At 63.5% G+C, this 21350-nt stretch carries 21 protein-coding genes and 1 pseudogene; 14 read left to right on the forward strand and 8 right to left on the reverse strand.

All coding sequences use genetic code 11. From position 1 onward, the window contains the following. The first annotated feature begins 200 nt into the window (after positions 1-200). Entirely contained in the window at positions 201-1286 is a 1086-nt protein-coding gene (locus A5692_RS14775) for a methyltransferase (protein WP_068057168.1), read from the forward strand. Positions 1287-1325: 39 nt separating this feature from the next. Here A5692_RS14775 and A5692_RS14780 read toward each other — a convergent pair whose 3' ends face one another. After that, entirely contained in the window at positions 1326-1937 is a 612-nt protein-coding gene (locus tag A5692_RS14780) for a TetR family transcriptional regulator (RefSeq protein WP_068057170.1), read from the reverse strand. A gap of 170 nt (positions 1938-2107) precedes the next feature. Then, the gene (locus A5692_RS29505) at positions 2108-2443 is read right to left on the reverse strand and encodes a hypothetical protein (RefSeq protein WP_197514467.1); all 336 of its coding nucleotides are present in this window, start codon (positions 2441-2443) and stop codon (positions 2108-2110) included. Positions 2444-2573: 130 nt separating this feature from the next. Here A5692_RS29505 and A5692_RS14790 point away from each other — a divergent pair, with 130 nt between their 5' ends. The 4 genes and pseudogenes from A5692_RS14790 to A5692_RS14805 form a co-directional block, all read left to right on the forward strand. Then, on the forward strand, positions 2574-2804 hold the full coding sequence (locus A5692_RS14790) for a DUF167 domain-containing protein (protein ID WP_068057172.1): 231 nt from the start codon (positions 2574-2576) through the stop codon (positions 2802-2804). Between the two features lie 87 nt (positions 2805-2891). Then, on the forward strand, positions 2892-3704 hold the full coding sequence (locus tag A5692_RS14795) for a PPOX class F420-dependent oxidoreductase (protein ID WP_068057174.1): 813 nt from the start codon (positions 2892-2894) through the stop codon (positions 3702-3704). 338 nt (positions 3705-4042) lie between these two features. Next, a complete protein-coding gene (locus tag A5692_RS14800) occupies positions 4043-4288 on the forward strand; it encodes a hypothetical protein (RefSeq protein WP_068057176.1) in 246 nt (81 codons plus the stop codon). Positions 4289-4521: 233 nt separating this feature from the next. Further along, positions 4522-5123: pseudogene (locus tag A5692_RS14805) on the forward strand (SAM-dependent methyltransferase); the annotation flags it as partial. A 158-nt stretch (positions 5124-5281) separates the two neighbouring features. On the opposite strand, the gene A5692_RS14810 reads toward A5692_RS14805, so the two are convergent. After that, a complete protein-coding gene (locus A5692_RS14810) occupies positions 5282-6244 on the reverse strand; it encodes an alpha/beta fold hydrolase (protein WP_068057179.1) in 963 nt (320 codons plus the stop codon). 269 nt (positions 6245-6513) lie between these two features. On the opposite strand from A5692_RS14810, the gene A5692_RS14815 reads away from it, so the two are divergent. Beyond that, complete coding sequence (locus A5692_RS14815) at positions 6514-7815, forward strand: EAL domain-containing protein (RefSeq protein ID WP_082962726.1); 1302 nt, start codon at positions 6514-6516, stop codon at positions 7813-7815. A gap of 663 nt (positions 7816-8478) precedes the next feature. On the opposite strand, the gene A5692_RS14820 is transcribed toward A5692_RS14815, so the two are convergent. Both A5692_RS14820 and A5692_RS14825 read right to left on the reverse strand, forming a co-directional pair. Beyond that, a complete protein-coding gene (locus A5692_RS14820) occupies positions 8479-9057 on the reverse strand; it encodes a zeta toxin family protein (RefSeq protein WP_068057182.1) in 579 nt (192 codons plus the stop codon). A 22-nt stretch (positions 9058-9079) separates the two neighbouring features. Further along, complete coding sequence (locus A5692_RS14825) at positions 9080-9469, reverse strand: hypothetical protein (protein ID WP_068057208.1); 390 nt, start codon at positions 9467-9469, stop codon at positions 9080-9082. An 815-nt stretch (positions 9470-10284) separates the two neighbouring features. Here A5692_RS14825 and A5692_RS14830 point away from each other — a divergent pair. The 5 genes from A5692_RS14830 to A5692_RS14850 all read left to right on the forward strand — a co-directional run bounded on the left by A5692_RS14830 (position 10285) and on the right by A5692_RS14850 (position 16556). Further along, on the forward strand, positions 10285-10530 hold the full coding sequence (locus A5692_RS14830) for a hypothetical protein (RefSeq protein ID WP_068057184.1): 246 nt from the start codon (positions 10285-10287) through the stop codon (positions 10528-10530). A 287-nt stretch (positions 10531-10817) separates the two neighbouring features. Then, positions 10818-13109 (forward strand): bifunctional diguanylate cyclase/phosphodiesterase, encoded by a 2292-nt coding sequence (locus A5692_RS14835; protein ID WP_068057186.1) that lies wholly within the window; start codon positions 10818-10820, stop codon positions 13107-13109. 270 nt (positions 13110-13379) lie between these two features. Further along, positions 13380-14345 carry an NAD(P)-dependent alcohol dehydrogenase gene (locus A5692_RS14840; RefSeq protein ID WP_231984326.1) on the forward strand — a complete coding sequence of 322 codons (966 nt, stop codon included), beginning with the start codon at positions 13380-13382 and terminating at the stop codon, positions 14343-14345. A 323-nt stretch (positions 14346-14668) separates the two neighbouring features. Next, positions 14669-15610: an SAM-dependent methyltransferase gene (locus tag A5692_RS14845; RefSeq protein ID WP_068057190.1), complete on the forward strand. Its 942-nt coding sequence runs from the start codon at positions 14669-14671 to the stop codon at positions 15608-15610. Between the two features lie 163 nt (positions 15611-15773). Beyond that, the gene (locus A5692_RS14850; protein ID WP_068057192.1) at positions 15774-16556 is read left to right on the forward strand and encodes a PhzF family phenazine biosynthesis protein; all 783 of its coding nucleotides are present in this window, start codon (positions 15774-15776) and stop codon (positions 16554-16556) included. Between the two features lie 80 nt (positions 16557-16636). On the opposite strand, the gene A5692_RS14855 is transcribed toward A5692_RS14850, so the two are convergent. After that, complete coding sequence (locus A5692_RS14855; RefSeq protein ID WP_231984327.1) at positions 16637-16873, reverse strand: hypothetical protein; 237 nt, start codon at positions 16871-16873, stop codon at positions 16637-16639. A gap of 438 nt (positions 16874-17311) precedes the next feature. Between A5692_RS14855 and A5692_RS14860 the strand changes: the two genes are divergently transcribed. The 3 genes from A5692_RS14860 (at position 17312) to A5692_RS14870 (ending at position 19340) form a co-directional block, all read left to right on the forward strand. After that, positions 17312-17716, forward strand: coding sequence for a nuclear transport factor 2 family protein (locus tag A5692_RS14860; protein ID WP_068057194.1), 405 nt, complete (start codon positions 17312-17314; stop codon positions 17714-17716). A gap of 22 nt (positions 17717-17738) precedes the next feature. After that, positions 17739-18431 (forward strand): YafY family protein, encoded by a 693-nt coding sequence (locus A5692_RS14865; protein ID WP_068057196.1) that lies wholly within the window; start codon positions 17739-17741, stop codon positions 18429-18431. Positions 18432-18623: 192 nt separating this feature from the next. Beyond that, on the forward strand, positions 18624-19340 hold the full coding sequence (locus A5692_RS14870; protein ID WP_068057198.1) for an SDR family oxidoreductase: 717 nt from the start codon (positions 18624-18626) through the stop codon (positions 19338-19340). Between the two features lie 416 nt (positions 19341-19756). Here the strand turns inward: A5692_RS14870 and A5692_RS14875 are convergent, their stop codons facing one another. Together A5692_RS14875 and A5692_RS29100 are read right to left on the reverse strand one after the other, a co-directional pair. Further along, positions 19757-20902, reverse strand: a complete 1146-nt coding sequence (locus tag A5692_RS14875) for a cytochrome P450 (RefSeq protein ID WP_068057200.1) — start codon at positions 20900-20902, stop codon at positions 19757-19759. Positions 20903-20904: 2 nt separating this feature from the next. Continuing rightward, entirely contained in the window at positions 20905-21045 is a 141-nt protein-coding gene (locus A5692_RS29100) for a hypothetical protein (protein ID WP_156766089.1), read from the reverse strand. Positions 21046-21350 lie beyond the last annotated feature (305 nt).

The following is a 21350-nucleotide window of genomic DNA, read 5'->3' on the forward strand; positions in this document are numbered from 1 at the left end:
GAGGATCGCGGCAACGGCGACCTTTGTGGCTAGACGTGACATGACGACTCCATTCATCCGGCCCCTGCCCAAACTGTAGAGGGATCCGAGCCCTATTTCAATAGCCATTGAAATAGGGCTGACTTGCAGGCATAGTCCTTACAGAGAATTCAGCCGCAGAGCCCGTCAATCGTGGCGAATCGAATGAGAAAGGAAGTCACTTGACGTCCAAGGTTCCACCGGTCAAGGTCGCGCTAGCCGTTGAACAGGTCCGTCATCGCCTGTCGCGGTTGCGCCAACGCTTCGCTCCGCCTGCAGCGGTGATGATGGAGTTGATCCTGAATGCGTGGGTTGCTCAAGCGATTACGTCTGCTACGGATCTCGGCGTGGCGGACGCCCTGGCGGATGGCCCGCTGTCCGGTGAGCACCTGGCGAACCAAGTCGGCGCGGACGCCGACGCTCTGAGTCGGCTCATGCGCGCGTTGATCGGCATCGGGATTTTCCGCCAGCGCAGCGACGGGCGTTATGCACTCACCCCGCTCGCGGACACTCTGCGCACCGATGCGCCCGTGTCGATGGCCGGGATGGCGCGGTGGGTTGGGTCGCCCCAACACCGCGAGCACTGGAGCCACCTGACCGACGCGATCCGGAGCGGGAACGCGGTGGTCCCCGAGGTTCGCGGGAAACCGGCCTTCGAGTACCTAGCTGACGAAGTGGAGCTAGGGGAGATTTTCAACTCGGCCATGACCAACGTGTCCGAGTTCGCGACCGTGCCCGTGACCGCGGCTTACGACTTCAGCGCTTTCGGCACGATCGTCGATGTCGGTGGGGGACACGGTCGGCTGTTGGCGGCGATCCTGGAGACGGCCCCGAATTCGCGCGGTGTGCTGTTCGATCTTCCGCAGGTCGTGGCGGACGCTCACGAATTATTTCGCAAGTACGGTGTCGACGACCGCGTCCGAATCGAGGAGGGTTCGTTTTTCGATTCGGTGCCGGAGGGCGGCGACGCGTATGTGCTCAAAAACGTCATCCACGACTGGCCCGAGGAAGACGCGGTCCGAATCCTGAAAAACGTCCGCACCGCGACCCGCGCCGGCGCACGACTGTTGCTCTGCGAGTTTGTCATTCCTGACAACGACCGCGACTTCCACGGCAAGTGGGTGGACATCGAAATGCTGGTCGTCGCCGGCGCGCGCGAACGCACCGCGGACGAATATGGTCGGCTGTTCAGCCGAGCCGGCTTCCGGTTGAACCGCGTCGTCGACACGGTATCGCCGCTGAGCATCGTCGAGGCGACCGCGGTGTAGTCGAGACATTCGCCGCCGCGTCGGCGCTTGGCCGGCTTACTACGACGGCAGGTCCAGCCCCAGGTCCTCGGCCGGAACGGTCAAGAACCGGTGCACTGCGGGCCCCACCGACCGGACCACCTCGTCCACCCCGAGCGTCGACAGTGGCGGCACACGCATGATGTACCGCAGCATCGCGGTGCCGACGAGGTTGGTCGCGGCCAGCATCGCACGCAGTCGCGCTTCTTCACCACCGCCCAAAGTGCTGGAAACCGCAGTGAACAGGTAGTCGTACAGGAACCCGCGAAATGCATCGTTGGCATCGCTGTTCGTCGTCGCGGATTGCACCATCGACGCCATGCTCGCTGCCGTATCGGGTTGCTCCCAGAGCCGAAGGTAGGCCCGCACCACGCGGCAGCCCAAGTCGTCGTCCTTTTGCGCGAGCTCTGTAGTGAGCAGGTCAGACGGCAGCACCAACTTCATCGACTCCCGAAACAGTGCCGCCTTCGAGCCGAAGAGATAGAGGACCATCGACGGATCTACTCGCGCATCGTCGGCGACCACCCGCAGGGTCGTCTTGTCATAGCCATGCATGGCGAACTGCCGCTTTGCCGCGCGAAGGGCCGTCGCCTCTCGCGGGCGCCCCCGCGCTCGAGTCACAGTCAACCGCAAGCCACGTGCTTTTTCCTGCGAGCCCTTCGCTTCGTTTCATCAGCAAGCGAACCCCGATTTTAACAAGCTGCAATCGGCGGCGTCCGCGCCAGCACCGAAAATGACTTGCTAGGCAACAAAATTGGCAATACACGTGAGGCAAGGCTGCGCGGTGGGCAGCACCGTCAGTGCTACGCCGAACGCAACGCCGACTCTTCTCGGCCGCTCAGCGCGGCGACTCCCAGGCCGGCGAACAGTGCCGCGCCACCCCCGGCGACGATGGCACCGGCAGACGACAGCGTGCGGGCCCGGAATCCGCGAATGGCAGCGATGACGTCCAGTAAATCGGTCAGCAGCCCTAGCTGCAGCGCGCGCGTCCGCAGTCGGGGTGAAGCGGCGACGACGACATCGTCTTCATCGAATTTCGGCTCCCCGCCAGCCTCGGAGGCGACGTACTCGAATGGCCCAACGTCAACCGGCTCCGGCTGCGTGACGGCAAAGGGATCGAGCGCATCACCTACTTCCACCCTCTAGCCGTGCTGCCAGCACTGGTGCACCACCCGTCAATAGCGTGGCGCTGGTACCGCTTCAAGGTGCGGAAGTGCAAGCGAGATTCGACGGGGGAATCATGCCCGCCGACCGGTAGCGTTACGCGGCATGACCGACTCCGTCGTCGTCAGGGTCAAACCCGGCAGTCGCAAGGGCCCCCTAGTCGAGGTTGGCCGGGATGGTGAGCTGACCATCTACGTTCGGGAGCCGGCGGTTGACGGCAAGGCCAACGATGCCGTCACCCGGCTACTGGCAGCCCACCTTCAATTGCCCAAAAGCCGGGTCGAATTGATATCCGGAGCGACGTCGCGGCTCAAACGGTTCCGCGTGAGCCGCTGAGCGCAGCACCCTCGTACGTCATGTCACATACCGATGTCCTATTCCGTCTAGCAAGCAGAGGCAAGAAAGCACTGTCGGAAGGGCGGCATCATGAATCGATTGAGTACACCGGCGCGGATCTTCCTGATTGCGGTGACGGCGGCCGTAGGGGTCGCCACCGTGGGGATCGGGATCTGGTGCCTGGTCGATCCGAATTCGTTCGCCGATGCTGTCGAATTTGATGCGCACCGGCACTTCTTGCATGACGTGGGCGCGTTTCAGGTGGGCCTGGGGCTCACCCTGCTGCTCGCCCTGATTTGGGCCGACACGCTGGCCACGGCGCTGGCCGGATTCCTGGTGGCGAACACCGTGCACACGGTGAACCACATTGTGGACCTGGACGTGGGCGGCTCCATCGGCCAAGCGTGGGTGCTCGCTGTGATTTCCGTTGCCTTGGTTCTTGCGCTCGTGCTGCGGTTGCGTCAGCTCGGCTACGTTCTGGGATCTGTTGGCACAACGAGTAATCCGATGCTGGCGCCATTCGTGCGCCAAAAGACCATCAGCCTCACGACCTTTCGCAAAGACGGCACAGTGGGCTCCAGCCCGGTCAGCATCGTGGTAGACGGCGACCACGCCTATTTTCGAAGTTTCGAACGGGCTGTCAAGGTGCGCAGAATTCGCCACAATCCGAGTGTCGAATTCTGCCGGGCAAGGGCATCGGGCAAGCCGATCGGATCCACGCTATCTGGCCGCGCACGTCTGCTAGAGGGCGCTGAATACCAGAAGGCGGCACGTCTGCTGCGGCAGAAATATCCTTTTCTGCATGGCGTGCTGGTGCCTTCGGCACACCGGCTCATGCGGTCCAAGTTCGGCCGCACCATACACGCAGAGTTGGCTCTGTTTTCCGAATCGCGGAGCTAGCACCGTTGTGGTCACCTCTCCTCGGTGCGGACCTGAATTGGTTCGCCGGATGAATCACTGGCTCTTCTGGGCCGCGAGCATGGCATCGCCCAGTAATGCTGTGATGCGAGTTATTTCTGCACAATTCAAGCGCCCACTCCGACCCCACGGCGAGGTGGCGTAGCGGTAGGGGCGCTGTCAGCCGAGCACGGTTGGCGCGGAGCATGACTCTGTGCTGTGACCGTTAAGGATCGTTACCGAAATCGTGATTTTCTCCCTCTTATCATTGCATTACGCGAGATCCAAAGCTTTCGACCTCAAACAACGCCGATCGGCATCCGCGAGCCTAGGGGGCTGATATGACGACCGCAATCGCAGCGCACGAGCCAGTCGAGAAAGATGCGCTCCACGCGCATGACGATGTCACTTTGGCGATCGCCAGAGTTAACGCTTTTGGCTGTCGCGGGGAAACTGTTCTCGCCGAATTGAAGCCGCGCTGGCGCGCCACCGAAGAAGAAATCATGCGCGCGGCGATCACGGTGATTTTGGTAGCTCTCGTGGCGATGATCGGCATCGCCGCGGGCGGGATCTTGACAATGGGCTAGCAGCGGATACGGCGCGTGGCCGTAAGCCCGCATGAGAGAACTCGATCTGAGACCACAAGTTATCGGCATGGGCGGATAGCTTGAAAAATGCTGCAGCACAACACTAGTAATCCGTTGTATTCGATTTCTGCATACTGCTCCCGCGCGACGTCGCCGGGGAGCGGACGTCAATGCGTCGTCATGAGACAAGCTGCCCAGCAGATGCGCACCATCGTTGAAGTCAGAGCTGGATCGCCTACCGACTGGACTGCCTGCAGGGATGACGGTGTTCGAGATCGATCAACCGGCCGTCATCGAGTTCAAAACCACTACACTGGCCAAGCTCGGTGCCAAACCAAAAGTTGACTTGCGCACGGTCGCCGTCGACCTGCGCGACGACTGGTCGACGGCGCTGGCGACAGCGGGTTTGGACACCAGGAAGCCCACGGTGTGGATCGCCGAAGGCCTATTCGGCTATCTCACACCGGAGGCCCAGGATGGGCTGCTCGATACGGTCACTGCGCTGAGCGCGCCAGGCAGCCGACTCGGGAGTGAGGCGGTGCCGAATACCGCCGACATGGACCCCAACGCAGCGCGCGAACGCATGCGCGAGGCGACGGCCAAGTGGCGCGACCACGGCTTCGAACTCGACTTCGACATAATCGGGTTTGAGGGTGAGCGCCACGACGTCGGGGCGTACCTAGAGGCACACGGCTGGACGTCGGTCCCAACTCCGATGGCCGAGCTGCTCGCTCGCCACGGGTTGGGGACGATCACGCAGACCGACGATGACCGACAGACGATGAACGGCGTCACCTACTACACGTCAACGCTGGGCACAGACCGTCAGCGTTAGCGGCAAACCCATCCCACCGGCCTGCGCGATCGCGCTGATGCAACCCTCAATTGCCGCTCGGCGTGGCGATTCTCGCGCGGGATCGCACTATCCGCAGAATCGGAAAATCTAAACCGTGGATGCCCAGCTGCGTCGGCGTTGCATCGCCGCGGGCGAAATTAAACGCGTTGCGGAGCAAACGATTGGACAGCCTCGACGAGCTCGTCAGCCGCCTCCCAATTCAACAGATGCCCGGCGTCGGGCACCGAGACGAGCCGCGCACCGGGAATGCCCTCAACGAGCCGGCGCGAATGGCTGAGCGGTGTCGTGCGATCGGCGGTGCCGACCATCACCACGGTCGGTGTCGTGATTTCGCCCAGTCGTGGATACCGGTCCTCACGCGAGAACGCCCGCACGATCGGCAGTAGCGGCCCGTGCTCCTGCATGTGCTTGTTGAAGAATTCGACGAACACCGAGATCATGGCCGGCGACGGACGCGCTCCGCACTGCGCGGCGCCGAACAGCGTCGCGACGGTCTCGTTGCGCATCAACCGCTGCATGATGCCGAGTTGCAGCAAGGGGATCTGCAACCGGTTCTGCGGCGCCTCGTCCAGGATGCGGCCCGCCCAGGTGGCGAACAAGATGAGACCGCGCAGCCGTGCCGCCAAGCCGACGTGATCGAGCATCGCGCGGATGGTGACGAACCCGCCCATCGAGTGGCCAACCAGGACAGCGTCGCGAAGATCGAAATGCTCTGCGACAGCGGCTAAGTCGGCTGCCATGGGCTCTGATCCGACTCCGTCGGAGCCTAGGGTCGAGCGCCCGTGGCCGCGCTGGTCGAACGCGATGACCCGAAACCCGCGGGCTTGCAGTTCATCCCACACCAGGTTCCACTCCAGAACGTTGGCGCTGTAGCCGTGGACCAGGAGCACCGGCGGGCCTTCGCCGGCCACCAATGCATGCAGCTCGGTACCGTCAGGGCGAGGGATCGTGACGCGCTCCCCGGTGGGTTCGACGACCAGCTGTTCGCGCGGGAAGGGGTCGGGGTTTCGCCCGATGCGAGTGGTGATTTCCCGCGCGGCGGCCCAGCCGACCACGCCGGTAGTCCCAAGCGCGACGCCCGCCGTCAGCCCTGTTCTCACGCGCAGATCCTTCCACCGGGCAGCGTCGCCCGCCCTACTCGACACCGAGTGCTTCGCACACCCAAGGTATGTCACTTAGGTACGGTGGCGGCACTCACCATCGTCGGCGTTGTCCGCTGCTGGCTTGCTCCAGGTCCGTCGCTGCCTGCTTTTGCGGTGAAATGCCGATTCCTTGCAGACATTAGGTCCAAATCCAAAATAGCGCCCGGGATTGGGTGCACGGTCGGTATCGTATTTTCGCAACCCTCACACGTCGCCGGGAAACGGGGGTGAATGTGGAGAGCCTGGTTCAGACACTGGCCGCGTCGATGGATCCGGCGTCTCTGATGGGGCGCGTTGCGGAGCAGGCTTGCGCGTTCATGCAGAATGCCGATGGAGCGGCCGTCACTCTACTTCGCGCCTCCGATAACGCTTACGTGACCGTTTCCGGACACGGCGTGCTCGCGTCTACACCGGGTTTCGTAGTGCCCAAACAGAGCAGTTTTCAGGGTCTCGCGGCGCGTGAGAAACACCCCAAGCTGATAGCCGATGCCCTCGTAGACCGACGACTGTCACCACGCGTTCGTGCGATGAACAAGCAATGGGGGACACGGTCTTGGGCCGCGATTCCCCTCATGTACAACGACGAAGCCATCGGTTCGCTGCTGCTGGCCGCGACGACGCCCGGTGCGTTCACTGACGCCGATGTCGACGCGATGCTCGACATCAGTGAGTTCGTTTCCGCGGTGATCGGCGCCCAATCACAACTCTCCACGCTGCTGACCCACGTGATGACCGACAGCGAGGATCGCGGGCAACGCGCCCTCACGGCGCGATTCATCGCCTCGGTGATGTTGCCCGAAGCAGTGGAGACCGAGGGGCTGCGGCACCGCCTGGACGCAGTCCTGGCTCAGCCGAGCGCGCTGAGCGCGGTCTTCCAACCAATCGTCCATCTGGCGAGCGGCACGACGATTGCCTACGAAGGGTTGATACGTTTTCCCGCATCGTCGGAGTTGACCCCAACGCAATGGTTCAGCGCTGCCCGGCGCCTGGGCCGCGGTCTGGATTTAGAACGCGCCGCTTTGCACACCGTCCTGAGTGCTGCTCAACGCATTCCCGGGGATTGCCCGGTCACCGTCAATCTCAGCCCGAGCGCCACACTGGAGCCGGAGATTCAAGACGTGCTGGCGGCCCAGGATCGGGCGTTGGTCCTGGAAATCACCGAGCACGAACCGTTTCCCGATGACCTTGGCCCGGGTCTCAAACCTCTGCGTGATCGCGGCATAGGGGTGGCAGTCGACGATGCCGGCGCCGGATACGCCAGCTTCACCCAACTGCTGCGGCTACGTCCGGACATCATCAAGATCGACGGGGAGTTGATCGCCGGCATCGACGACGATCCCGTTAAGCGTGCGTTGGTGATCGCCCTGAACGCGCTGGCGTCGGAGCTGCACGCGAAATTGGTGGCCGAGGCGGTTGAGACAGCCAGCCAGCTCGAGACCCTCATTCGTCTCGGCATCGAATACGGTCAAGGTCTACATCTCGGGCGACCTCAACCAGACGCTGTGCCATACCCAGACAGGCGCCCTTGAGTTCGACCTGCTCGACATTGCGGTCGGAGCACATCCGACGATCGATTCCTGCGAGCCCTCCGGCGCCCGCCGCGGCCCAGCAAGCCCAGACCCATGTCGTCAACTCTCCTGATCACACGCAGCGATACCGATGTTCCGCCAATTGTTACCGGATCATTTGGAATGCGCACAGCAACCGACCTTGTCGGCATCGAAAAGCCGTCGAGAAAAGCGAATAGTCAACCTAATGGCCGACGTCGGCGCATTGCTGCCGACCATAGGTGGGTGGCTCGATCCGAAAGCTCGATCTGGAGCCCGTCGGCCAGCGCGGCGTAGACGTCGTTGAGTCGGCCCCTTGAACGCTCTGAGGATTCACGCGACACAATTTGTAGCGTGAAGACGAGGAACGTCCGATTCTCCATTGACAAAAACGGCTTGGGTTATTGATAACCCGCGATATTCAATCTCCACCGCATTGCCCTCGATACGCCTTAGACAGACTAGTCGAGATGTGGAAAGGGAGTGGCCGCCCATCGCCGCGTGGCAGCGGCCGAATGAAAGTGAAGTCGATTCCCGGCGAGTTCGATTGCTGACAGGCGCGACGTCATGGTGCCTGAAAGCGATCTCCACAGCGATCATCAACCTTCGTCCGAGCTGATCGTGGACGGCTTGAGCCAAGCGCGCTTAACCCGGCCAGCGTCGGGATAGCTTCTCGGACGCCCACGCCGGCCATGTCGGTGCGCCGATGATCGTGCCCGCGGTCAGCTGCGCAACAATTCGAGGGCCCTTGCGGCGTGAATTGTCGTAGATCGTTGCGGTATCGGCGATCTCGATCGCATCGGTCACCAACTGCCATAATCGGCGGTGCCGTTCCCGGATCTTGTCCTCGGGGACGTCGTGACCGCCGTGGCGGACGCGCCGCCGCACGCGTTCGACGGCGAGGCCCTCGGGGATCAGCATCACATGCAGAGCGATGACGTATCCCGCATCGTGGGCAGAGCGGATCAGGTCCAGCTTCGACGGATGGGAGAAGACGGTCTCAGCGATGAACGAGACGCCAGCCTCGATCAGCTTGGCGCGGGTATCTGCAGCGATGCGCGCCGCATCGTAGGCGTGCGCAGCTGGATCGTCGGGCCAACGCTGCCTGGCGATCTCGTCGGCGTTAACGAACACGCTGCGTGGCAACAACGGCGCCAACGTGAACGCGATGAACGTCGACTTACCAGCGCCGTTCGGACCGACGACGAGGTCGAGCCGCTTCACCGGCGCCGCGCGAAGTCATGGCTCATCCGTCGACATCGATCACCGAGGTAGTGCCGTCGGGCCGGTATTCGACGATCTCGCCGTCGTCGTTCAGCGCCACTGTCGTGATGCCCCGCGCTGAGAGCAGGTCACCGTAATGGGCGGTGGTGAGCGACTCCTCAATAGCGGCCGAGATCTCTGCATTGAAGACGAGCCCCTCATCCCCAGACAGCTGGCTCGTGTCCAGATCGCCGGCAAGGGCGGCCTCGACACGGCGACGCGAGGCCGTCTGGTGGCTCGACACCGCCCGGCCAACCCGAGCCCAATGATCGAGTTGCTGCTTGGCAGAGCGGCTTTGGCGGGCCCCCTCGGCAGCAGCGCTCTCCACCAGGTCGGCGGCGACCCTGGTCACGCGGTCGGCGACGTTCGTCATATCGGCCACCTCCTGTAGCAGAATGCTACGCCTTGTAGCGCAATGCTACAACACGGCACGGGCCGCTCAGGTTGGACGGGCGCAGTGAAGCAAGGGCTGCGCGATAGGCCGCACCTTAACTGCTATACGCAGGCACGGGCGACAGTTCTCGATCGTAGAGTGCCGTGACTCCCAGGCCGGCGAACAGCGCCGCGCCGCCTCCGGCTACGAGGGCGCCGCTGGGGCACAAGGTGCGCGCCCGGACGCCGCGTACGGCAGCGATGACGTCAAGCACGTCGGTGAGCAGTCTAGTTGCAGCGCGCGCGTCCGCAGCCGCGGCGAAGCCCCGTCGGTGATCGCGACTGCCAACGTCAGCTCACGCGAGCCGAAAAGTTGCGTAGTGAAGGGCTGGTCGCGGCCGGAATTGAGTCCCATGAGCCGGCCCGTCGTGTTCGGGGCCAACCACGCGGTGAGGCCGGTAGTGAACCGTAGAGCGGCAAAGGTGCGGATGAGGGCGCTGCGTTGCATGCGCTCAACACTTCAGGAAAGCCATGGGCCCTTCAAGGAAAAGCCGCGCGACACGCGTTCAGCAACTCGGCAACTGTTGGCGGCGTGGTCGGCCGAGGCGCCTCCCGGCTCACACGGCGAGGTGGGGCAGCGGTAGGGCCCACCGTCAACCAAGCATGGTTGGCGCGGAGCACGACTCTTTGCTGTGACTGTTAAGAATCGTTACCGCAATAATCGTGATTTTCGCACTCGTACCATTGGATTTGAGAAGTCCAAAGCTTACGTCCCAAAATGACGCCGATCGGCATCCGCAAGCCTGGGGGGCTGATATGACGACCGCAATCGCTTCGCACCAGCCAGTCGAGGACGACGCGGCCTACGGGCATGACGATCTCACTTCGGCGGTCGCAAGAATCAACGCTATTGCCTGTCGAGGAGACATCGTTCTCGCCGATTTGAGGCCGCGCTGGCGACTCACGGAAGAAGAGATCGTGCGCGCGGCGATCACGGTGATCTTGGTAGCCCTGGTGGCAGTGATCGGCGTCGCCGCGGGCGCGATCTTGACAATGGGCTAGCAACGGATACGGCGGGTGGCCTTCAGGCTGCACGAGAGATTCGGCCAGAGCGAAGATTAACTATGAATTCCGCTGTGGTGGAACAGGTTTCGATATTTCGAATTTAAATGCATTGCCGGCCTGTCGTGTTTGGGGATGTCCACACCGCGCGGGTTGACCGCGGGTCTTCTGCCAATAGGTCACTTTTTGATCGAACGTCGGGGGTTGGCCAGGTAAGCGATAACGGTCCAGCGGTCAACGTGTTCTGCAAGGATTGAGCGTCAACGCCGCGGGTCGGAGGGGAAGCGTTGCCGTTTCAGAGTCGCCGCCTGGGTTTCGGGCTCTCTATCGTCGCCGTCGCGGCGGCAGCGTTGAACGCGCTCGCCCCGTGGGGAGTTGCGATCGCGCAACGTGTGCAGTTGGCCCTCGAGGCAACGCTGTGTATCGGCGCATTACTCGTTGGGCTTGTCGTCGTGGGGCGGGTGGCAGGCCTCTCCCGGTGGTGGCGGGTCGCCCTTCTGGCGGCGATAGCCACGTTCCTGACCGCCGAGTCTCTCTCGCAGCTGGGCGGTGCCGCCCACACCGGCGGGACCGCGCCGGTGCCTGCCGTCGTCGGCTACTTTTCGGCAGGAGTCTTGTTCGTCGTCGCGATGCTGCTGCTGGTGCGCGCGGGCCATGATCACGACGCCCGCACCCCGTCGCGCATGTGGCCGGGGGTCATCACGACCGTTCTCGACGGACTAGTGAGCGCGCTCGCGTTCTTCCACTTGGTGTACGTCGCCCGCTTAGGCGCCATGGACGGCGCCGCGCTGCCGCGGTCGACCAATACCGTTGTAGTTTGGGGGATCGCCGCTGTCGAACTCATCACGGTGGTGGGCGCGGTCCTCCTCGCGATGTGGTACCCGCCGTACCGGCCGGGCCGGGCGAACTACATGCTTCTTGCGGCCGCAGTGATTACCCTCACCTCCTCGGACAGGCTGCTCGCCTATCTGCGGAGCGTCGGCGTGACGACGCTGGATCTGTGGGTCGGCGTCGGATTCGTGCTAGCTCCGCTGTTGATCGCATGGAGCCTGATCGTCCTGCCTTCGCGACCCCGCCCTGACGACGACGAACAGCCAACCAACTGGGCACGGCTGACCCTGCCCTATGTGGGGTTCATGGGCAGCACGACCCTACTCACCTTTCAAGTGCTGGTCGGACGACGGATTGACCCCCTCTTCGCCAGCACCTACTTGGCGTTGGCGTTGCTTGTCGCGACCCGCTACTTGGTGGCTATGCGCGTGCAACGCATGCTGACCGAACAGCTTGTCGCCGCGAAACGCCGCCTTGCCTACCAGGCCCACCACGATGCACTGACCGGCCTACCGAATCGATTGCTGTTGGCCGAACGGCTGGACGAAGCCATCCGCGGCGGCCCGTTCGTCTTGATCTTCGTCGACATCGATGACTTCAAAGAGGTCAACGACCGTTTCGGGCATGCGGCCGGCGACGAGTTGCTGTGCGCGATCAGTGCGCGTCTGCAAGATTGCCTCGGCCAGTCCGACACGTTAGCGCGGATCGGGGGAGACGAGTTCGCCGTCCTCACCACCGGTGCTGTCGACGCACCGGAGATGGTCGCCGACCAGCTCCGGGTGGCTCTTCGAAGTCCGTTCTCGGTGCATGGGACATCGGTGCGGGTGCGTGCGAGCATGGGCCTGGTCAGTCGCGGTTACCACGACGGTCCGCCGACCTCCGACGATCTGCTCCGGCAAGCCGATATCTCGATGTATACCGGGAAGCGGCTGGGCAAAGACACTGCCGTGGTGTACCGCCCGGCGTTCAGTGCTTCAGAAGACTTCACGACGGCGCTGCGCCATGCGAATGACGCTGCGCCGCCGGGCTTTCAGCTCAAGTATCAGCCCGTGGTGACCCTGCCAGACGGCACGCCGGTCGCGGTCGAGGCACTGGCGCGGTGGACGGCGCCCAGCGGGGTGCAGATTCCTCCCCAAACCTTCGTCTCACTTGCCGAAGCCAACGGCATGGGCGCCCAGCTCGATGCCCTGGTGCTCGATCAGGCCTGTGAGCAGATCCAAAACGCGGGCGTCGATCTGAGCCTTCACGTCAACATCGGCGCCGCCCGGTTGGGCAGCCGTGATTTCGAACGCGCCGTCAGCCGCACACTCGCGCGGCATGGCTTGTCGCCGCATCGGCTCGTCCTGGAAATCACCGAGACCGTTCCCATCGTCGATCTCGCCGAGGGAGCGGCCGCCATCAGACGTTTGAACGAACTGGGCATCGGGGTGGCCTTGGACGATTTCGGCACTGGATTCAACTCACTGGCCTACCTGCACGAGCTGCCCGTGCAAGTCGTCAAGCTCGACCGCGGCCTCGCGGCGGGCGTCCAGCCGGGACGAAACCTGACGCTCTACCAGTCGGTCATCCGATTATGCGAAGCACTGGGGCTCAAGGTGATCGCAGAAGGGATCGAAACCGTCGAGCAGGCGGAGACCGTCTTGATGGCCGGCTGCCGATTGGCGCAAGGCCACTTGTTCGGGGCAGCCTCCGGGCTGACCGATATCGTCTCAACTTTCACGAGCAGTCCTTCACGCACAAGAAAATAGCGAAATCGGAAGGGCGACTTCTACAGTAACCCAGCGGAAAGCTGAGCGATCGCCCGCTCGACTACGGCGCCGAGCCGGCAGCGAGCTCGTCGCGGTTGGGCTGTTGGGCAAGATGGCTGTGCTGACGCAGCCTTAGCTCGCATCGAGGAATCGATTGCGTACCTCGGCTGTTTGAATCGGGCAGTTCTCGTACCACCGCCGACGACGGAACGGAAGGCCACGATGCGTGTATACCGGTTCGATAACTCACGCGGACTCGACGGTCTCGAGGTGCACGACGAGCCTGTCCCGTCGCCGCAGCGCGGCGAACTGTTGCTCAAAATCGGTGCGGTATCACTGAACTACCGCGACGTCGCGATCCCGCTGGGACGCTACATGCGTGATAGCAAGTCTGGTCTGGTGCCGTGCAGCGACGCCGCCGCTGAAGTGGTCGAGGTCGGTGAAGGCGTTGACGACTACCGCCCAGGTGACCGCGTCGTGAGCTTGTTCCAACCGAGGTGGTTTGGCGGCCCGCTACCGGCCACCGCGGACACGGACAGCTACGGCAGTGGGCAGGATGGCTGGCTCGCCGAATATAAGGTGGTATCCCGGGAATCGGTGGTTGCCATACCAGCCGCCTTATCCGACGAACAGGCCGCAACACTGCCGTGCGCGGGTGTCACGGCCTGGAATGCATTGGGCGGCCCAACGCCGATCCGCGCCGGCCAGACTGTGTTGACCCTTGGTTCGGGCGGAGTGTCCGTCTTCGCTGTGCAACTAGCCAAACTGCTCAGCGCTCGCGTCATCGCGACAACGTCGAGCAACGAGAAGGCGCAGACGTTGGCAACGCTGGGTGCCGACGACATCATCAACTACCGCGACCATTCACAGTGGAGTGAGCAGGTACGCGCCCTGACTAATGGCCGTGGTGTCGATCGCGTCGTCGAAGTCGGCGGGCCCGCCACCATCGATCAATCATTGCGGGCGATCGCGATCGGCGGAGAGGTGACGCTGATTGGTTTCCTCAGCGAGGCCAACCCGGGAATCGATTACTTTCTCCTCAAGGGCGCTGGTGCGGTAACCCGGTCGATCACTGTCGGGGATCGGACCGATTTGCAGGATCTCGTGCGCGCTGTGAGTACCTCCAGACTCCAACCGGTGATCGACAGAATCTTCGAATTTGACGATGCGGCAGCGGCATTCCAGCGTCTCGCGGATGGAAGACATGTAGGCAAGCTAGTGATCCGAGTCAGCTGAAAGGCGACGTCGACTTCCCCGGTCGGCGGGTGGTTGGGCTTCGACCTGACCGTTCAAGGGCACCTATCACCCTCGATGCGATTGATCGAAAGTTTCACCGCGACAGGGGCCCTGGCTCAACGAGCTCGCCAGTCAAGGGGCGGGCAGACGAGGTCCGACCCTGATTCATCAGATGAAAACGGAGCGGCCTACTGGTAATCCGCCGTCTTCGAGCCGGCGGCGCACTCCTGTTCATGTGATCGCGGTGGAACCCTCAGCGACGCCGGCGGAGGAGCGCCAGGACACGGGTTGTACTGTATCCAGGCGACTTTCGGAGGTTCACCATGACACGACCTGCCCACGAGACCTGGAGTCCGGCCACCAGAGTGGGAGCCACGGCCACGATGGCGGCGGCGGCGAGGGCCATCGCCACCAGGGATGAGGTCATCGACGATCCTTTCGCCGAGCCGTTGGTGCACGCGGTCGGTGTGAGCTTTCTGACCCGCTGGGCTACCGGCGAGCTCCTCGCCTCGGATCTCGACGCCGAGGGCAGCCCATGGGGCCTGGCGCAGATGCCCGCATCGATTGCGGCCCGCACGCGGTACTTCGACGAGTTGTGTGCGGATGCCGCGGCGGAGGGCATCCGCCAAGCCGTAATCCTCGCCTCGGGCCTCGATGCCCGCGCCTACCGACTGGACTGGCCCGCAGGGATGACGGTGTTCGAGATCGATCAACCGGCCGTCATCGAGTTCAAAACCACTACACTGGCCAAGCTCGGTGCCAAACCAAAAGTTGACTTGCGCACGGTCGCCGTCGACCTGCGCGACGACTGGTCGACGGCGCTGGCGACAGCGGGTTTGGACACCAGGAAGCCCACGGTGTGGATCGCCGAAGGCCTATTCGGCTATCTCACACCGGAGGCCCAGGATGGGCTGCTCGATACGGTCACTGCGCTGAGCGCGCCAGGCAGCCGACTCGGGAGTGAGGCGGTGCCGAATACCGCCGACATGGACCCCAACGCAGCGCGCGAACGCATGCGCGAGGCGACGGCCAAGTGGCGCGACCACGGCTTCGAACTCGACTTCGACATAATCGGGTTTGAGGGTGAGCGCCACGACGTCGGGGCGTACCTAGAGGCACACGGCTGGACGTCGGTCCCAACTCCGATGGCCGAGCTGCTCGCTCGCCACGGGTTGGGGACGATCGCGCAGACCGACGATGACCGACAGACGATGAACGGCGTCACCTACTACACGTCAACGCTGGGCACAGACCGTCAGCGTTAGTGCGCCTCCCATTCCACCCCACCACCGACCCGGGCGCCTGCGCCGCCGAAGTCCAGTGAGCTCAAGGCATTCCGCCGGGGGAGGGGACGTCAAGGCAATCATCGCGTTGCCAGATGCAGCACTTACTCACACGTCCCGGTGGCTCGCGGGACACAATTGACAGGTGCGCTTCTTCCAGGTCGACTGTTTCGCCGACCGACCCTTCACCGGCAACCCGAACGCAGTAGTCCTGTTGAACTCGCAATGGCCCGCGACGGAGTGGCTGCAACGCCTCGCTGCGGAGGTGAACTTGCCCGCGACCGCGTTCGTCCGCCAGGCACAACCTCACCGAGGCCTGCGATGGTTCAGCCCGCATACCGAACTCACGTTGTGCGGCAGCGGCACCCTGGCGGCCGCTCATATCCTGTGGGAATTAGGAGAGTGTCACGAAGCGCTGAGATTCGCTACCTGCGCCGGACTGCTTGAAGCACGCCTGCAACCCGATCACCGCATCACGTTGAATCTTCCGAGTGACGATCCCACGCCGGTTCCAGTTGGGCCGGAACTCGTTGATGCGCTGGGCGTTAGGCCTCAGGCGGCGGCGAGGGGACGACTTGACTTGCTCGCCGAACTCGACTCAGCCGATGCCGTTCGCTGCGTCAACCCCAATCTAGAATCACTGGCCATGCTCGATGCGCGCGGCCTTATCGTCACCGCGCCTGGAGAGGCTGACATCGACTTCGTCTCCCGCTTTTTCGCCCCGGCCGCTGGAATCGACGAGGACCCCGTAACGGCCTCGGCTCACTGCACACTTGGGGCCTACTGGTCCGCCAAGCTCAACAAGACCGTCCTGACTGGGCACCAGGTATCAGCCCGCGGCGGCTACATCGACGTGCACCTAAACGGCGGCCGCGTCGACCTGACCGGGGGAGCGATAACCATCACGCGCGAAGAATTGACGGTCTGACCGCAGCCGCGACGCCACAGCCTGTCGAATTCCGATCACTTCGCTGACTTCAAAGACGACCCAGCGGCGGGCGGCTTGATCTATCGGTTGGTTTGGACCGGCACGATCTCGGTGCGGCCGACGGCGGCGTCGCGCTCGGCGGCCAACGCCGTGCGCCGTGGATCGACCATGTAGCCATCCATCGCCTCCCACGACGCCCATTCGAACAGCTGAATCTCCAGCGGCCGGCCGCCCGTGCCGTCGGTGCGGTCCCGGCGCAACACCTCACCGTTGTGTTCAGGCACCAGCGCTAGGACGGCGTCCTCATAGGCAGACAAAGCTTCATCCATACCCGGGCGCGGCCACAGAAACACATACATCGTCAGCGACACACTCCGAGTGTGCGCGGTAGTGAACACCGGGTGGCTACTCATGTGAAGAACATACGGGTCCGGTTTGCAGCTAGTTGGTGACGTTGTCTACGCATTTAACGCGACTTGCTTGGATAGTGGACCGCCTGCTCAGGAGGACACGCAGTTGTTCGGTCTCAAGGGATCCGGCGGTCGGGTAGTGGGAACCGTCAACTTGAGTGGAAAATGATGGAGCTGGACGGTCTCATCGGAGCTGGCGGATCCCGGTCGGCGACCTGTCGTTCCGGTCGCGTGAACGCACGCCGTCCGCAGGATCGGAAGCTGGATCCGGTGCTGCGTCGTGCCCTCAATGTGGCACACAAACGCCGACATACCGTTGTCGCGACAGTGCCTGACGCTGGTGTCATGAACGAGAACGCGAACATGATGGATACAAACTCGGCTGCTGCGGATGCGGCGCTTGCGGTGTGGTTGGAGATGTGGAACTCAGGCGGTGAAATCGCGCGTCGGATCTGCAGTGAGGATTTCCGGATTCATTTCATGATCTCCGAGTCGGATGGGTCCAACCCGGGTGACGACGTGCTGGGCGCCGAGAGTTTCGCTCGGTTCCTAGATTGGTATCGCGAGCAGCATCCAGGTGTGCTGTTCACCGAGGTCGCGCGGGCCGTAGCCGGCGTGCACGGGCGCATGCTGTGGAACGTGCAGGTCGGGAAGATTGCTGCGGGCGGGATCGATGTCTTCGACTTCACGGAAGATGGGTTGATCCGTGAGGTGTGGTCGGTGACCGGGACGCGCGCGCACCTGACCTGAGACCGGGGGAGACTCGAACTCCATGAGGAGAGTCGAGCGGTTGTACGCACTGGTCGATCTGCTGCGGGGATCACGCCGGCCGTTGTCGGCGGCCCGGCTCTCGGAGGAGTTCGCGGTGTCGAAGCGCACGATTGAGCGTGACATCCAGTCCCTCCAGCGCTCGGGGGTCCCGATCTATGCCGACCACGGAGTGTCGGGCGGGTATTCGATCCTGCGGGCACACTCCCTGCCGCCGCTGAATCTCACTGTGCCGGAGTCGCTGGCGGTGCTCGCGGGGCTTGGTTTGCTGGAGACCTCGCCGTATGGTGCGGCGGCGCGTCGGGCGCGGGCGAAGGTCCTTGCGATCAGCCGCGAGGATCAGCTCGCGCCAGTCGATGAGGCGTTGGCGACGATGTTCGTCGTCGACTCCCAGTCGCCGTCCGAGGCGGCGATCGCGCTGATACCCGAGGCAATCGCCGCGCGCCGAGTCGTCCGGTTGGACTACACCTCCGAGGACGGCCAGGTCCACACCACCCGTTATGTGGAGGCGATGGGTCTGCTGCGCGGAGGTGATGCGTGGATGTTCGTGGGATGGTGTCGGCTGCGCGAAGGCATCCGCGGATTTCACCTCGACCGCATCCGGCACCTGGAGATCACTGGAGAGGTGTTTCCCGAACGCGATCCTGCGGTGCTGGACGCGGACCTGTCGCGGTGGCGCACTCGGCGGCTAGGATGACGCCCCGGGGCCGGTAACCGCGGGCATGTCGCGGTGCGACAGACCGGACGCCACGACGCTTGCGAGCGTCTGTGACCAGCTCAGCTTCGCCCAGCAGCCGCTTGAGGCCAGCGTTACCACTGCGAAATACGATGGTGCACGCCAGAATACGAACATAGCCATGCATAGGCACGCCTTGAGTAGATTGGATCCATGAGTCTGAAGAACGCGCGCGTTCTCGTCATCGGCGGCACCTCCGGCATCGGCTTGGGCGTAGCGTCCGCAGCGGGGGACCGCGGCGCCATACCCATTGTGGTTTCACGGCATGAGTCCAGCGTCGCTCGCGCGCTGGCCCAATTGCCCGAAAACGCCCGCGGCGCAACGGTCGACCTCACCGACCTCGCGGCGGTCGAGCGGCTGGCCGCTGACGTCGGCGACATCGACCACCTCGTATACACCGCCGGCGACTCGGTCACGATGGCGCCGGTCGCCGATCTCACGCCGGAGATGATCACCGGTTTCTTCCAGACCCGGTTCGTCGGTGCGCTGACTGCCGTGCGCGTATTCGCGCCCCGCCTCACGGCTGACGGGTCAATCACTTTGACGAGTGGCCATGCCGCAGAAAAACCGCAGTTCGGCGCTCTGCCTGTAAGCCTCTGCGGCGCAATGAACGCGCTGACCACCGCCCTCGCCGTCGAGCTCGCCCCGATTCGCGTGAATGCCGTGGCCCCCGGCTTGGTGCGTACGCCGATGTGGGATGCGATGGGCAATTCCGACCGCCGGCACATGTTCGACCAAGCCGCACAACAAGTCCCACTGGGCCGCGTTGGCGAGGTCGCTGACACGGCACTGGCGTATCTGTACTGCATGGAGCAGGCATTCGGTACCGGTATTGTGCTGACCGTCGACGGCGGCGACGTTCTGGTCTAGGTTCGTCGGCGCCAGCCCGCGGTGTTGCGCGCCGCGAGGGTGCTGACCAACAGTTAAGCCATTGCGCTGGACGCAGCAGCTTCTGGGAATTCAAACCTGCGGACGTGGCACGTCCACAACCACATGTGCGCTACCGAATTGGCTCCGGTACTCCGCGGGGAGTGTGTGCCTGGATGCATCAGATCAACCCCACGCACTTTGCTGGTAACCCTGCACATTGGATTCGCGCATATTCCGCGAAACGCGCCTCCGGCAGGGGAGCGGCGCGGCGAAACGGAGGGTCATTTACGGTCGGCTATTGCCGCGCTCACCGCCGCCGCCGTGGCGGCCGCAACTGGACGGTGTGTCGCGCGGTGCTGAGCCGAAACTGGCGACCAGCGCAGCACCTACGGCAATTACCCCGCCCGCGGTCTGACTTAATGCCACCGCAGCGGCAAACTCGAGAGCCGGACCGCGTCCTCGAGGATGACCGGCGGCACGGACTCAGCATCCAACACGAACGCGGGGATGGTGCGTAACCATTCGCTGGCCAACACAGTCAACGCTGTTTTCGCCAGACTGACGGCCACACAGCGGTGCGGGCCCCCGCCGAACGCCCAGTAGTCCGCCCGCGACCCGTGGCCGTCCGCTATGTCTTCTTGGATGGCCGCCGCTACGCACAGCAAGACCGGGGCCCCTGCCGGTATCTCGACACCCGCCACGGTGACGTTCTGCGCAGCCCTGCGGATAATCACCGGGGCCGGCGGCTCGCGGCGCAGCACGTCTTCGACGAATCCCTCAATCCCTGCGGGGTTTTCGCGCAGCGAAGCGCATAGCCGCGGGTCGCGGGCAAGGTCAAGAAACACGAAACCCACCGCGCTCCTAAACGGCGTAATGCCCGCGGCGATCAGCATCTCAACTACCGCGCACGCGTCAGCTTCGTCGAACCCATCGTCACCGGCAATCAACCCGGACATAACATCCGCAATATCGGGGCTGGCGCGGCGCTGCGCGAAAGCCTCCGCCAAATAGGCGAGCATCTCAAATTTTTTCACCAGATTCTCGAAGCGGCCACCTGTGCCCGCGGCCAGAGGTGCCCGCTGGATCGCCCAAAGCGCTTTCTCCCAGCCCAGCAACCTATCCCCGTCTTGCGGCGGCAAGCCCAACACTGTCAGAAGAACCTGAGCCGCGAATGGCTCCGCAACATCGGCGATCACCTCACAGCTACCCTGCGGGGCCACCGCTTCGACCACCGCCGCGGCCCGATCTTGCAACGCGGGTTGCATCTGTTTCACCGCGCGGGAATTCAATAACGGCTGCAAGATTGCGCGCCAACGCGCATGGTCCGGCCGATCCAAAGCGTTATGCGAAAACACTTCCGGGTTGCGCAGCGCTGCGAGCACGTCATCGGCCCGTGTGAGGCAATAGCCATTCATAAAAACGCTGTCCTCGATAAACACGACCGGCCCGCGCTTGCGCAGCGCGTCCCAAAGCTCGCTGCGATCCTCTTTGAAGAAATCGGGCAGCAACGTGTCACCGATCGGTGAGAGGTGATCTATCCCAGGCCGCACCTGCGCCGGCACGCTCACACATCGCCGAAGTAGTCGCGGATCTGGTCGAACTCGTCCAACAGGTCGAACTCGTCGAACAGGTATAGCCGCTCCCGCGCACGCCCCTCCCCACGGTAAGGCAACCCCTCACGCGCAAGCTCACTCCCGGACAGCACAACCGACTCACCAGCCTTCAACCACACTCGAACTCACACATCCGGCCTTCAATGCGCCACCAATCCCACGACGCCTGCTTGGTGTCGATCAGCCATTGCCGCACACCGCTCGTAGTCGACAGCCGGCGCGGCATTAGGCGCCCCTCCCGGGCCAGCGGATATTCGCTGCACGGCGGCCCTGATATACGCCACCCATCATACCGACGCCTCGGGAACATCGGTCTTGATCCGCGCCAACGTCTCCTCGGTGACCAGCGTTCCAGCACTGTCGGGTGCGAACGTGTAGCGCCATGTGAGGCAGACAA

Source organism: Mycobacterium sp. E342, from assembly GCF_001667665.1.
Taxonomy (GTDB): Bacteria; Actinomycetota; Actinomycetes; order Mycobacteriales; family Mycobacteriaceae; genus Mycobacterium.